The sequence below is a fragment of the Streptomyces sp. NBC_01092 genome (genome assembly GCF_045039535.1).
GTDB lineage: Bacteria > Actinomycetota > Actinomycetes > Streptomycetales > Streptomycetaceae > Streptomyces.
The window spans coordinates 7,507,095-7,519,436 of record NZ_CP108659.1 but is presented as its reverse complement, the minus strand read 5'-3'; the positions used below and the strand labels follow the sequence as shown (position 1 = coordinate 7,519,436).

Annotated in this window: 13 protein-coding genes and 5 tRNA genes; 4 read left to right on the top strand and 14 right to left on the bottom strand. The window is 69.8% G+C overall.

Annotation, left to right across the window (positions count from 1 at the left end; genetic code table 11):
• Positions 1 to 61: 61 nt before the first annotated feature.
• Positions 62 to 1,072, bottom strand: a complete 1,011-nt coding sequence (locus OG254_RS34295) for an NAD(P)H-dependent glycerol-3-phosphate dehydrogenase (RefSeq protein ID WP_147993984.1) — start codon at positions 1,070 to 1,072, stop codon at positions 62 to 64.
• Positions 1,069 to 1,851: a lysophospholipid acyltransferase family protein gene (locus OG254_RS34290; RefSeq protein WP_405589542.1), complete on the bottom strand. Its 783-nt coding sequence runs from the start codon at positions 1,849 to 1,851 to the stop codon at positions 1,069 to 1,071. Before OG254_RS34290 ends, OG254_RS34295 begins: the two co-directional genes overlap by 4 nt.
• A 169-nt stretch (positions 1,852 to 2,020) precedes the next feature.
• Between OG254_RS34290 and cofC the strand changes: the two genes are divergently transcribed.
• On the top strand, positions 2,021 to 2,719 hold the full coding sequence (cofC, locus tag OG254_RS34285; RefSeq protein ID WP_405589539.1) for a 2-phospho-L-lactate guanylyltransferase: 699 nt from the start codon (positions 2,021 to 2,023) through the stop codon (positions 2,717 to 2,719).
• A gap of 10 nt (positions 2,720 to 2,729) precedes the next feature.
• Positions 2,730 to 2,933: a hypothetical protein gene (locus OG254_RS34280; RefSeq protein WP_147993981.1), complete on the top strand. Its 204-nt coding sequence runs from the start codon at positions 2,730 to 2,732 to the stop codon at positions 2,931 to 2,933.
• A gap of 87 nt (positions 2,934 to 3,020) precedes the next feature.
• Here the strand turns inward: OG254_RS34280 and OG254_RS34275 are convergent, their stop codons facing one another.
• The 4 genes from OG254_RS34275 to leuC form a co-directional block, all read right to left on the bottom strand.
• Entirely contained in the window at positions 3,021 to 3,665 is a 645-nt protein-coding gene (locus tag OG254_RS34275; RefSeq protein WP_405589536.1) for an HU family DNA-binding protein, read from the bottom strand.
• Between the two features lie 139 nt (positions 3,666 to 3,804).
• Positions 3,805 to 4,035 carry a hypothetical protein gene (locus tag OG254_RS34270; RefSeq protein WP_093910159.1) on the bottom strand — a complete coding sequence of 77 codons (231 nt, stop codon included), beginning with the start codon at positions 4,033 to 4,035 and terminating at the stop codon, positions 3,805 to 3,807.
• A gap of 265 nt (positions 4,036 to 4,300) precedes the next feature.
• Positions 4,301 to 4,894 (bottom strand): 3-isopropylmalate dehydratase small subunit, encoded by a 594-nt coding sequence (gene leuD, locus OG254_RS34265; RefSeq protein ID WP_405589533.1) that lies wholly within the window; start codon positions 4,892 to 4,894, stop codon positions 4,301 to 4,303.
• A 6-nt stretch (positions 4,895 to 4,900) separates the two neighbouring features.
• Positions 4,901 to 6,325 carry a 3-isopropylmalate dehydratase large subunit gene (gene leuC / locus OG254_RS34260; protein ID WP_351188312.1) on the bottom strand — a complete coding sequence of 475 codons (1,425 nt, stop codon included), beginning with the start codon at positions 6,323 to 6,325 and terminating at the stop codon, positions 4,901 to 4,903.
• A 202-nt stretch (positions 6,326 to 6,527) separates the two neighbouring features.
• On the opposite strand from leuC, the gene ndgR reads away from it, so the two are divergent.
• Positions 6,528 to 7,244: an IclR family transcriptional regulator NdgR gene (gene ndgR, locus OG254_RS34255; protein ID WP_048580622.1), complete on the top strand. Its 717-nt coding sequence runs from the start codon at positions 6,528 to 6,530 to the stop codon at positions 7,242 to 7,244.
• A 78-nt stretch (positions 7,245 to 7,322) separates the two neighbouring features.
• Here the strand turns inward: ndgR and OG254_RS34250 are convergent, their stop codons facing one another.
• Complete coding sequence (locus tag OG254_RS34250) at positions 7,323 to 7,832, bottom strand: DUF4188 domain-containing protein (RefSeq protein ID WP_405589530.1); 510 nt, start codon at positions 7,830 to 7,832, stop codon at positions 7,323 to 7,325.
• An 87-nt stretch (positions 7,833 to 7,919) separates the two neighbouring features.
• Between OG254_RS34250 and OG254_RS34245 the strand changes: the two genes are divergently transcribed.
• Positions 7,920 to 8,564: a MerR family transcriptional regulator gene (locus tag OG254_RS34245; RefSeq protein WP_405589528.1), complete on the top strand. Its 645-nt coding sequence runs from the start codon at positions 7,920 to 7,922 to the stop codon at positions 8,562 to 8,564.
• Between the two features lie 55 nt (positions 8,565 to 8,619).
• On the opposite strand, the gene OG254_RS34240 is transcribed toward OG254_RS34245, so the two are convergent.
• The 7 genes from OG254_RS34240 to OG254_RS34210 form a co-directional block, all read right to left on the bottom strand.
• Positions 8,620 to 8,692, bottom strand: a tRNA-Glu gene (locus tag OG254_RS34240).
• Positions 8,693 to 8,720: 28 nt separating this feature from the next.
• A tRNA-Gln gene (locus OG254_RS34235) sits at positions 8,721 to 8,792 on the bottom strand.
• Positions 8,793 to 8,812: 20 nt separating this feature from the next.
• Positions 8,813 to 8,885: transfer RNA gene (locus tag OG254_RS34230), tRNA-Glu, on the bottom strand.
• A gap of 62 nt (positions 8,886 to 8,947) precedes the next feature.
• Positions 8,948 to 9,020: transfer RNA gene (locus tag OG254_RS34225), tRNA-Glu, on the bottom strand.
• Positions 9,021 to 9,062: 42 nt separating this feature from the next.
• A tRNA-Gln gene (locus tag OG254_RS34220) sits at positions 9,063 to 9,134 on the bottom strand.
• 91 nt (positions 9,135 to 9,225) lie between these two features.
• Positions 9,226 to 9,957: an HAD family hydrolase gene (locus OG254_RS34215; protein ID WP_405589526.1), complete on the bottom strand. Its 732-nt coding sequence runs from the start codon at positions 9,955 to 9,957 to the stop codon at positions 9,226 to 9,228.
• A 36-nt stretch (positions 9,958 to 9,993) separates the two neighbouring features.
• Entirely contained in the window at positions 9,994 to 12,210 is a 2,217-nt protein-coding gene (locus OG254_RS34210) for a hypothetical protein (RefSeq protein WP_405589524.1), read from the bottom strand.
• Between the last annotated feature and the right edge of the window lie 132 nt (positions 12,211 to 12,342).

Here is a 12,342-nt window from a genome sequence, read left to right as displayed (position 1 = left end):
CGACAAGCCACGACGGCGCCGCAGCCGCCCACGGACCACCGCGGCCCCCTCAGCGGAGCGCCTAGCGTCGTTCCGGCTTCGCGCTGCGCGACATCAGTTCCTTGAGGGCGACCACCGGGGGCTTGCCCTCGTGCACGATGTCCACGACCGTCTCGGTGATCGGCATGTCGACACCGTGCCGACGGGCCAGATCCGCCACGGACTCGCAGGACTTGACGCCCTCGGCGGTCTGCTTGGTGACCGCGATGGTCTCCTGGAGGGTCATGCCCTTGCCGAGGTTGGTGCCGAAGGTGTGGTTGCGCGACAGCGGCGAGGAGCAGGTCGCCACCAGGTCGCCGAGTCCGGCCAGTCCGGAGAACGTCAGCGGGTCGGCGCCCAGCGCCATCCCGAGCCGGGTCGTCTCGGCGAGCCCGCGCGTGATCAAGGACCCCTTGGCGTTGTCGCCGAGGCCCATGCCGTCGGCGATGCCCACGGCGAGCCCGATGACGTTCTTCACGGCTCCGCCCAGTTCGCAACCCACGACGTCCGTGTTGGTGTACGGGCGGAAGTACGGCGTGTGGCAGGCGGCCTGGAGGCGCTGGGCGACGGACTCGTCGGTGCAGGCGACGACGGCCGCGGCGGGCATGCGGGAGGCGATCTCACGGGCCAGGTTGGGGCCGGTGACGACGGCGATGCGGTCGTGGCCGACCTTGGCGACGTCCTCGATGACCTCGCTCATCCGCATGGTGGTGCCGAGTTCGACGCCCTTCATGAGGGACACCAGGACCGTGCCCGGCGCCAGCATCGGCGTCCACTCGGCGAGGTTGGCGCGCAGGGTCTGGGAGGGGACGGACAGCACCGTGAAGTCGGCGCCGGCCATGGCCTCGGCGGGATCGGTGGTGGCCCGGACGCCCTGCGGGAGCTCCACGCCGGGGAAGTAGTCGGGGTTCGTCCGCGTCGAGTTGATGGCCTCGGCGACCTCGGGGCGGCGGGCCCACAGGGTGACGTCGCAGCCGGCGTCCGCGAGGACGATGGCGAACGCCGTGCCCCACGAACCGGCACTCAGGACTGCCGCCTTGACGGGCTTGCTCACGTGCCCTGCCCCTCTTCCTGCTCGGCCTTCGTCTGCCCATTGTTCTGCGCGGCCGTCCTGCGGCGCTGCTCGATGCGCTCCTGGCGCGGGTCGTACGTCGTCCCGGGCGCCTTCTCGCCGCGGATCTCCTCCAGATGGTGGGTGATCGCGGCCATGATGACCTCGGTCGCCTCCTTCAGCAGATCCGGGGACATCTCCTTGTCGTAGAAGCGCGTCAGGTCCACCGGCGGGCCCGCGAGAACCCGGTGGGTCTTGCGCGGAAGGAGGTTGAGCTTCTTGGCATAGGGCGGCAGCAGTTCGTTGGCGCCCCACTGCGCGACCGGGATCACCGGGCACTTGGTCTCCAGGGCCACGCGCGCGGCGCCGGTCTTGCCGGTCATCGGCCACTGGTCCGGGTCCCGGGTGATGGTGCCCTCGGGGTAGAAGGCGACGCACTCGCCGCGCTCCACGGCGTCGATCGCGGCGCGGAAGGCGCTCAGCGCGTCCGTGGTCTCCCGGTAGACGGGGATCTGCCCGGTGCCGCGCATCGCGGCGCCGACGAATCCCTTCTTGAAAAGGCCGCTCTTCGCGAGGAATCGCGGAACCCGGCCGGTGTTGTACTGAAAGTGCGCGTACGCGAAGGGATCGATGTGCGAATTGTGGTTCACCGCGGTGATAAATCCACCCTCGGCCGGAATGTGCTCCATTCCACGCCAGTCCCGCTTGATCAGAACCACCAACGGCGGTTTGCAGAGCACCGCGGCGAAGCGGTACCAGAAGCCGATTCTGCGGCGGGGCACGCGTGCACCTTCCTCTAGGTATCAAGGTCGTCGGCCCGTGGGGCCGCACAAGTGTCGCCCCAGGCCGCCGGTCTGTCGAGAACACCGTACGCCTCGCAACCGCGACCGCCAGATGGCCCTGGTGACGGCTGAGTGACAATGACCGCGACTGGAGAGGGACGGAGCGCTCGTGCAGTGGACCTTGGTCGTACCCCTGAAGCCCTTGGCGCGGGCGAAGAGCAGGCTGTCGGACGCCGCGGCGGACGAACTGCGCCCGGGCCTGGCGCTCGCGTTCGCACAGGACACGGTGGCCGCGGCGCTGGCCTGCCCCGCGGTGAAGGATGTGGCAGTCGTCACGGACGACCCCCTGGCCGGGCGTGAGCTGGGCGCACTTGGCGCGCACATCGTCCCCGACGAACCCGGCGGCGGCCTGAACGCGGCGCTGGCGCACGCCGCGGCGGTCGTACGGTCGTCGCGCCCCGAAACCCCCGTGGCCGCCCTGAACGCCGACCTCCCCGCCCTGCGCCCGCTGGAATTGGCCCGGGTTCTGGACGCGGCGGCGCAATTCCCGCGCGCATTTCTCGCGGACGCAGCGGAAATCGGCACAACCCTGCTGACCGCGGCCCCGGGCCAGGAATTGCGCCCGTCATTCGGCACGGATTCCCGGGCCCGCCATCGCGAGTCCGGGGCGAGGGAACTCGACCTCGCCGAGGTGGACTCGGTACGCCAGGACGTGGACACGGGCGCCGACCTACGAGCGGCACTGGCCTTGGGCGTAGGCCCAAGAACGGCGACGGCTGTGGCACGCCTGGCTGCCACGCCCTCAGGGGCGCGGGGAACTGCGCGACCGGCCCCCACCGCCCCGCACCCGAACCACAACGGGTCGTAGGCTGGCACCCATGCAGGCCACCGCATACACCTACGACGCCGAAACCCGCTCCGGCAGCGTGCTGCTGGACGACGGCACCCCCGTCCCCTTCGACGCCCCGGCCTTCGACGCGGGCGGCCTGCGGCTGCTGCGCCCAGGGCAACGGGTCCGTATCGAGACCGAGGGCAAGGGCGAGTCCCTGCACATCACGCTGGTGACCCTGCAAACCCTCTGAAACGAGCCCTGAAGCAGGCCCTGAAACACGCCGCGGGCCGGACTCCCCACGGAGTCCGGCCCGGCGCGTGAGTGCCCCTGTGCGGTCCTACCTGCTGCGCGTCGTCCGCTTGGCAGCGGACTTGCGCGCCGTCGACTTCTTGGCCGGCGCCTTCTTGGCGGTCGCCTTCTTCGCCGGGGCCTTCTTGGCCGTCGCCTTCTTGGCGGTGGTCTTCTTCGCCGCGGTGGCCTTCTTGGCGGCGGCCGTGGTCTTCTTGGCCGGCGCCTTCTTCGCCGCGGTCTTCTTGGCGGCGGCCGTGATCTTCTTGGCCGGCGCCTTCTTCGCGGCCGCCTTCTTCGCCGCTGCCGCCTTGGTGGTCTTCTTCGCGGCGGCCTTCTTGACCGTCGCCGCGGCACCACCGGTCAGGCTGCCCTTGGGCGCCTTCTTGACCGCGACCTCGCCGCCCCGCGGGAGCTTCTTCGAGCCGCTCACCAGGTCCTTGAAGCCCTGCCCCGCACGGAAGCGCGGAACGGAGGTCTTCTTGACCCGAACCCGCTCGCCGGTCTGAGGGTTACGGGCGTACCGGGCCGGACGGTCGACCTTCTCGAACGAACCGAAGCCGGTGACGGAGACCCGCTCACCCGAGACGACCGCGCGGACGATGGCGTCCAGTACGTGGTCGACAGCATCGGCGGCCTGCTGGCGGCCGCCCATCTTGTCGGCAATCGCTTCTACGAGCTGCGCCTTGTTCACGTCTTCCCCTTCGGAGACATCGCCAGAACGAAAGTGTTCAAGCTTTTTCGCACGTTAGGCAGATATATACCGCAAATCAAACACGAAACGGGCTAATCACCCTTGTGCCGCAACAGACTCGGCTGTCTCGAAGGTGTTCTCAGCGTTCCTCTTCGGGGAATCGCCCCGCGTCGAGGTCCGCGATGAACCGCTCCAGACGCCTTGTCGCTTCGGCGACGTCGTGTTTGGCCGCGGCCGTAATGACCAGCAGCTTCCGGGTCAGCGCCATCCGTACGCCCTCCGGGACTTGCAGTGCGCGCACTCTTGTGTGCGCTTCCTTCAGTTGGTCCGCGACTGCCGCATAGAGCTCGAGTTGGCCGTCGTGTTCCATGCACAGATTGTGCCATCTGGGGCGAGTTGTCGCCTGCCAGGGGTGCAACTCCGGCCTCAAATGGCCTTCGGGGCACTTGCGGAAGTCACCGCCACACCACTCGCCTACCCCGGTAACACCCGTCATAACGTGGGCAGTTGAGCCCCCGGCGCACGCGGCACAGGACCGTTCGGGTGCAGACATGCCAGTACCCCCGATCGGGCTGATCGGGGGTACTGGGAGGGTGTTGCGGTGTCCGAAAGTCGCCTTGCGGGCGCGCCTCGGGTCAGATCTGGAGGGTGCGCGGCTTGAACGACGGCCGCTTCGCCTCGTAGGCGGCGATGTCGTCCTCGTTCTGGAGGGTGATCGAGATGTCGTCGAGGCCGTTCAGCAGCCGCCAGCGGGAGTTCTCGTCCAGCTCGAAGGAGGCGGTGATGCCCTCGGCGCGCACCTCACGGGCCTCGAGGTCGACCGTGATCTCGGTCTGCGGGTCGTTCTCGGTGAGCTCCTGCAGCGCGTCCACGATCTTCTGCTCCAGAACCACTGTGAGCAGGCCGTTCTTGAGCGAGTTGCCGCGGAAGATGTCCGCGAAGCGCGAGGAGATGACGGCCTTGAAGCCGTAGTTCTGCAGCGCCCAGACGGCGTGCTCACGGGAGGAGCCGGTGCCGAAGTCGGGACCGGCGACCAGGACGGTCGCGCCCTCGCGCTCGGGCCGGTTGAGGATGAAGTTCTCGTCCTTGCGCCAGGCCTCGAACAGCCCGTCCTCGAACCCGTCCCGAGTGACCTTCTTGAGCCAGTGAGCAGGGATGATCTGGTCGGTGTCGACGTTGGAGCGGCGCAGCGGAACGGCCCGGCCGGTGTGCTTGGTGAATGCTTCCATGACTGATCAGACTCCAGCGGCGACAGGGGCGTCGGACAGGTCGGCGGGCGAGGCCAGGTGGCCCAGCACGGCGGTCGCGGCGGCGACCTGCGGCGACACCAGGTGCGTACGACCGCCCTTGCCCTGCCGGCCCTCGAAGTTGCGGTTGGAGGTGGAGGCGGAGCGCTCACCGGGGGCCAGCTGGTCGGGGTTCATGCCCAGGCACATCGAGCAGCCCGCGTGCCGCCACTCGGCGCCGGCCTCCTTGAAGACGACGTCCAGGCCCTCGGAAACGGCCTGCAGACCCACCCGCGCGGAGCCGGGCACGACCAGCATCCGTACGCCGTCGGCGACTTTGCGGCCCTTCACGAGCTCCGCGGCGGCGCGCAGGTCCTCGATGCGGCCGTTGGTGCAGGAGCCTACGAAGACGGTGTCCACCTTGATGGAGCGCAGCGACTGACCGGCCTCCAACCCCATGTATTCCAGGGCCTTTTCGGCGGCGAGGCGCTCCGAAGCGTCTTCGTACGAAGCAGGATCGGGGACGGACGCGGAAAGCGGCGCGCCCTGGCCGGGGTTGGTGCCCCAGGTGACGAACGGCGACAGCTCGGCGGCCTCGATCACGACCTCGGCGTCGAACTCGGCGTCCTCGTCCGTCTTCAGCGTCTTCCAGTACGCGACGGCCGCGTCCCAGTCCTCGCCCTCGGGCGCGTGCGGGCGGCCCTTGAGGTACTCGAAGGTGGTCTCGTCGGGGGCGATCATGCCCGCGCGGGCGCCGGCCTCGATCGACATGTTGCAGATGGTCATCCGGGCCTCCATCGAGAGCTTCTCGATGGCGGAGCCGCGGTATTCCAGGACATAGCCCTGGCCGCCGCCGGTACCGATCCGGGCGATGATCGCCAGGATCAGGTCCTTGGCGGTGACGCCGTCGGGCAGCTCGCCGTCGACCGTGATGGCCATGGTCTTCGGGCGGACCAGCGGCAGCGTCTGGGTGGCCAGCACATGCTCGACCTGGGAGGTGCCGATGCCGAACGCCAGACCGCCGAAGGCGCCGTGCGTGGAGGTGTGGGAGTCACCGCAGACCACCGTCATGCCCGGCTGGGTCAGGCCCAGCTGCGGGCCGACGACGTGCACGACGCCCTGCTCGACGTCGCCCAGCGGGTGCAGACGCACACCGAATTCGGCGGCGTTCTTGCGCAGCGTCTCCAGCTGTACCCGGGAGACCGGGTCGGCGATGGGCTTGTCGATGTCGAGGGTCGGGGTGTTGTGGTCCTCGGTGGCGATGGTCAGGTCGAGCCGGCGCACCGGGCGACCGCTCTTGCGGAGGCCGTCGAAGGCCTGCGGGCTGGTCACCTCGTGCAGCAGGTGCAGATCGATGAAGAGGAGGTCGGGCTCGCCCTCGGCGCGCCGGACGACATGGTCGTCCCAGACCTTCTCCGCGAGTGTCCTACCCATCGCTTTCCCTCCGGCCGGCATACGGTCCACCGGCCCAACTAGAGATCTTGAGAAGGCGGCCGGCGCCCGCGCCCCTGCTTCCGGGCGTCCACCGACAAGCCCGCTCTGGTCCGCGGGCCGCTCTGCCTTCGTTCTTCCAGAGTGGCGTGTTCCACGGAAAATTGAACTTGCGTTTCACAGAGTGAGACGCGAGTATCGTTTCATGGACAACAGTAGCGGCGTCGGCGTTCTGGACAAGGCAGCCCTTGTCCTGAGCGCCCTGGAGTCCGGTCCGGCCACCCTCGCGGGGCTCGTCTCGGCCACCGGATTGGCAAGACCCACGGCACATCGACTGGCCGTGGCGCTGGAACACCACCGCATGGTGGCGCGTGACATGCAGGGCAGGTTCATTCTCGGCCCCCGCCTCGCGGAGCTGGCCGCGGCGGCCGGCGAGGACCGCCTCCTCGCCACGGCGGGCCCGGTCCTCACCCACCTCCGTGACGTCACGGGCGAGAGCGCGCAGCTCTACCGCCGCCAGGGCGACATGCGCATCTGCGTCGCCGCGGCAGAACGCCTGTCCGGCCTGCGGGACACTGTCCCGGTCGGCTCGACGCTCACGATGAAGGCCGGTTCGTCGGCGCAGATCCTCATGGCCTGGGAGGAGCCGGAGCGCCTGCACCGCGGCCTGCAGGGCGCCCGCTTCACGGCCACCGCGCTCTCCGGCGTACGACGCCGTGGCTGGGCCCAGTCGATCGGCGAGCGCGAGCCGGGCGTCGCGTCCGTCTCCGCACCGGTGCGCGGCCCCTCGAACCGCGTGGTGGCCGCCGTCTCGGTCTCCGGCCCCATCGAGCGCCTGACCCGCCACCCGGGCCGTATGCACGCCCAGGCGGTCATCGACGCCGCCGGCCGCCTCTCCGAGGCACTGCGCCGCACGGGCTGACTCAGGGATACGCCGGCCGGGAGGACCTGCCCCAACGCCGCGGCAGGTTTCTCCCAGGGCGAGACGACCCCCGCGCCCCTAGGAAGTCGCGCTCCCGGACCTGTGCGCGAACCGGTCCTTCGCATACCGGCCCCGCCGTTCAACCGGCACCTGCCCGTGCGCCGCCGCCAGCCCGAACGCCGGCATGTCCGAGTAGATCGACTCGTACGACCCCTCCGGCACGACGTACGTCTCGTGCCACATCCCCACGTGCTGCCGGACCTTCCCCGCCTTCTCCTTGCGGTTGAAGATCGTCCAAGCCCGGCGGTGGAGCATGTCCGACGCGTGTGCGTAGGCGTACAGCTTCTCCTTCGACTCCCAGTACTGGACGACGTAGTACGTCCGCGGCGAGGCGGTCAGCAGGACATGGCCGAGCAGACCACGCTCGGGCGCCTTCCCCAGCTCGCGCAGCATCCGCGGCATGGCCACCGCCACCGGCAGCCAGTGGTGCACGGCCCAGAAGTGGTTGATGCGCATCCCGATCAGCAGGACGACCACCTCGCCCTCGGCGTCCGCGGTGGTGCGACCCGGTACCGGTTTGGCGAACATACGGCCCCTGCCTCCCCTGTCGGATAGCGGCACTATCCTTGCGAGTGATGCTTGGATAGTGGCACTCCCCAATGAAGGGCGCAAGAGATGCGGCTGGCCGAACTGAGCGAGCGCAGCGGGGTGTCCACCTCGACGATCAAGTACTACCTGCGCGAAGGACTGTTGGCCCCCGGCCGCCAGATCAACACGACGACGGCCGAGTACGACGAGGAGCACCTGCGCCGCCTCCGTCTGATCCGCGCGATGATCCAGGTCGGCCGAGTACCGGTGGCGACGGTCAAGGAGGTGCTCGGCCACGTGGACGACGACTCCCTGGGCCGCGCGATCCGCGTGGGCGCGGCGGTGTGGGCACTGCCGCAGGTGCCGGAGCCGGACGAGGAGGACGAGTACGTCCAGGCCGCACACGCGGAGGTCGACACCCTCCTGGACCGGCTCGGCTGGGAGAACGCCAAGCGGCTCTCGACCCTCTCCCCCGCGTACCGCTCGCTGGTGGTGGGGGTGGCCGCGTTCCGCCGGCTCGGCTACAGCTGGGGGGCCGAACAGCTCGCGCCGTACGCCGAGTTGATGCACCGGACCGCCGTCCTCGACGTGGACAACATGGAGGCGCACCCGTCGGAGGCGGAGCGGATCGAGTTCGCGGTCCTGGGCGCGATCCTCAACGAGCCGCTGCTTCAGGCGCTGCACCGGCTGGCCCAGGAGGAGGAGACGACGCGGCGGTACGGCTTCGAGTAACCGGCGCCGGGCACGCCGAAGGCCCCCCACCGAAGTGGAGGGCCTTCGAACTGCGTACCCCCGACCGGATTCGAACCGGCGCTACCGCCTTGAGAGGGCGGCGTGCTAGGCCGCTACACAACGGGGGCGAGGATCTTGCGTTTCCGCAGATCCGAGCTGGTCTACCTGGACTCGAACCAAGAATGACGGTACCAGAAACCGTAGTGTTGCCAATTACACCATAGACCAATGTGGTTTAAACCAGTTCGTACCCCCGACCGGATTCGAACCGGCGCTACCGCCTTGAGAGGGCGGCGTGCTAGGCCGCTACACAACGGGGGCCCTAGCGATCCTGCATCGAGGTGAGGGGGAGCTACCCGAACTCTCCTCGCGGGAAGGATCTGTACCCCCGACCGGATTCGAACCGGCGCTACTGCCTTGAGAGGGCAGCGTGCTAGGCCGCTACACAACGGGGGCTTCGCGGAGTTGATCTCCGCCTTTGCAGATGAGCTCTGCGAGCTGGCCTACCTGGACTCGAACCAAGACTAACTGAACCAGAATCAGTCGTGCTGCCAATTACACCATAGGCCACTGGAACGCAAGCCCCGGAGGGGTTCTTGTTCTAGTTTGCTCCTCCGGTTCCCGGCCTTTCGGCCCGCTCCCCGGCGGCGCAGGAAGAACATTACCTGAAGGTGGACGGGGCTCCAAAACGGGTATCCGAGCCGAGGATCGCGGGGAGTTCGGCCAGGGAGGCGATCCGGTGCGGCCCGCCGGGGTCGTCCTCGCTGGTGCGCGCCCCGTCGCGGTCGATCCACACCGACAGCAGCCCGGCGTCCGCGGCGCCCCGCCCGTCGATCTCCGGGTGATCGCCGACATACGCGACCTGATGCGGGGCGAGGTCGAGGGCGGCGCAGGCCGCGTGGAAGGCGCCGGCCTCCGGCTTGGAGACGCCGAGCTCGGCGGCGCACAGGATCGCCTCGAAGCGGTCGTGGACGCCGAGTACGCGCAGCTTGCGGTCCTGGACGGTGAGGCTGGAGTTGGACAGCACCGCGTGCCGGTGGCTGGCGGCGAGGGCGTCCAGGACGGGCACCACGTCCGGGAAGAGGGCCCAGGCGGACTCGTAGTGACCGATGTAACGCTCGAACCACCGGTCGGCCTCGGCGTCGGTGAGCTCCGAACCCAGGAAGACCCGTACGCGATCACGCCGCTGCCCCTGGAAGGTCGCCTCCCCGGCGGAGAACCGCGCCCACTGGGCGTCCGTGACCTGCCGCCAGCGCACGAGGGCCTGCTCGACGCTGTCGTACGCGTCGAGCAGGCCCTCGGCCCGCAGGTGCTCCCGCATTCCGGCGCGGTCGGCGGCGGTGTAGTCGAAGAGGGTGTCGTCGACGTCCCACACCACGGCGCGAATGCTCATGATCCGACGGTAACCCGGACGCCGGGAGCCTGTCCGTCAGTTGACCGTGGTGGTGCCGGTCACGGTGACGGCCGGTCCCTGGTTGTCGCGGGGCTCGGCGGTCAGCTTCCAGGTGTAGGCGCCGGTGATCCGGCGGCCGTCGTCGCCGTAGCCGTCCCAGGCGGCGCGGACGGCGGCGCCCTGGGTGCTGCCGGTGAGGGTCCGGATCACCGTGCCGCCGCTGTTACTCAGGGTGAGTGTCCAGGTGGCGGGCTTGTTGAGCTGCCAGACGGGCTGCCAGGGGTTGGACTTCGTGGGGCCGAACGGCACCGCGTCCGTCTGGGCCTCCATCTGCGCGAGCGCCGAGGCGGGGACGCCGCTGTTGACGATGGACACCTCGCCGTAGGTGCCGTTGAGGTAGGCGATGTGGCCGCCGAAGCGGTCGACGGCCCAGCGGCCGTTGCTGCCCCCGGTGTTCGCGTCCCAGGTGGTCAGCTTGACCAGGATGCGGGTGGCGGCCGTGCCGGTGTGGAAGTCGGTGAGCAGCAACTCGTGCGTGGTGCGGTTCTCGCGGAGCAGGTAGCCGTCGGCGAGGCGGGCCGGGCCGTTGTCGGCCGGGACCGTGATCTTGCGGCCGGTCGCCCGGTCGTAGACGCCGGCGGTGGAGCCGCAGGACCAGTACAGCCAGGTGTTGACGGCCTGGATGTCGGTGGGGGTGCAGGGTGCGCCGGTGGCCACGGTGGTGACCGTCTGGCCGGTCTTGAGGTGCTTGCCGACGACCGAGCCCTGGGTGGTGCCGGGGGTCCACAGCACCTGGCCCCAGACGGCGGCCGCAGTGCGGGGGCGGGTGAGGACGGTGGTGCCCTCGGTCGTGCCGTTCGGGAAGTCGACGACCCGCTGGGTGCCGGAACCGCCGTTGTAGAGCACGTATCGGCCGCTGCCGCCGGGGATACGGCCACCCGCGTCGCCGTCGGTGGGCTCGGTGCGGGTGGTCTTGGTGTCGAGGCCGACGTTGAGGATCGATTCCTGGCGGTCGGCGTCGGTCCACAGGAAGGAGACCCGGCCGTCGCCCGTCGCCTCCAGCTGGGGGCAGGCGGCGTCGCCGGGGAGGCACGTCCTGCCGGTCACGGCCGGGCTGCGCTGGGTCTGCTGACCGGTGGGCCTGCCCGTGGCGTCCAGTTGGAAGCTATTGACGCGGTAGGAGGCGGCGCTGGGCGTGGAGCCGTATATGAGCAACTCGCCGCCGGCGACGGCCAGCCCATCGATGCCGGCCGCCGTGGCGGGGATCGGGGCGACCTTCTCGGTGGCGGTGCCGCCGTCTTCGGTGGGCGTGATGCGGTGGACGTTCCAGTCGAGGCTCGACGGTCCGGCGGTGGCGAGGGCGCCGCCGTCCAGGGTGGGGCCGATGCCGCCGAACGACGAGCTGAGCGCGGTGGTGTGGGCGCCGGTCACCAGGGAGAGGGCGGTCAGTTCGCGATCCTTGCCCAGCTCGACGAATTCCCAGTTGCCGATGAGGAGTTGGTCGCCGACCACGGCTTCCAGGTCGGCGGCCAGACGGGGGTGTGCCGTGGGCAGGGCGCCGGGCTCGGCGTCCACCCGTATCGACTTCCAGTCGGCGACGAGCCAGCTGTCGTTGTAGACGACCTCCGGGTTCTCGACGACACCGGTGACGTAGGTGCGGAAGGTGCCGTCGTCGAGGTCGATGAGGCCGACGGCGCGCGTGCCGTCCAGCTGGTACACGACCGCGATCCGGCGGACCGAGCCGCCGAGCGGATACGCGGTGGGCTGGGCGCCCGCCGGGAGGCCGGCAACCGGCAGGTCTGTCGTGCTGCCGTCGGAGGCGGCGCGCAGCACGTGCAGGGCACCCGTGGTGTCCCGGGTCAGCGCGCTCCAGCCGACGGCGCCCTGGTAGGTCTGGCCGGCGGGGATCGTGAGGGTGGCGGTCACGCCCGTGGAGCGGTGCTTCTGCGTGATGGTCGCACCGCTCACCGTGGTGGTGACGTCGGTGCCGGTGGCCAGGTCGTCCGGCCCCGCGTGCGCGGGCGGGACGAAGCCCGGGTAGTCGAACCAGGTGGTCGCGCCGCCGCTGATCGGGACCCACTGGAATCCGGACGCACCGGCCCAGACGTACCGGATCTCCGGCCGCTTCTCCGATGCGAGCCGGACCGTCCCCACCGGCGAGTCCACGGCCTGCGCGGGCGTGATCGGCAAGGCGCACGTCAGGGCCACCGCGCCGCTGAGCGCCACCAGGCCAAGTCTTCGTGAACGAGTCACGTTCCCTCCCCCTGAAACAGGGTGCACACGCTGATCATGTGCACGGGGGACATCCAACGTGCCCTCGGGGAGCGGAAGTTGGCCGGACGGATGAACTCCGGGTGACGGCTGGGCGGACACGCGAAGGGCGGC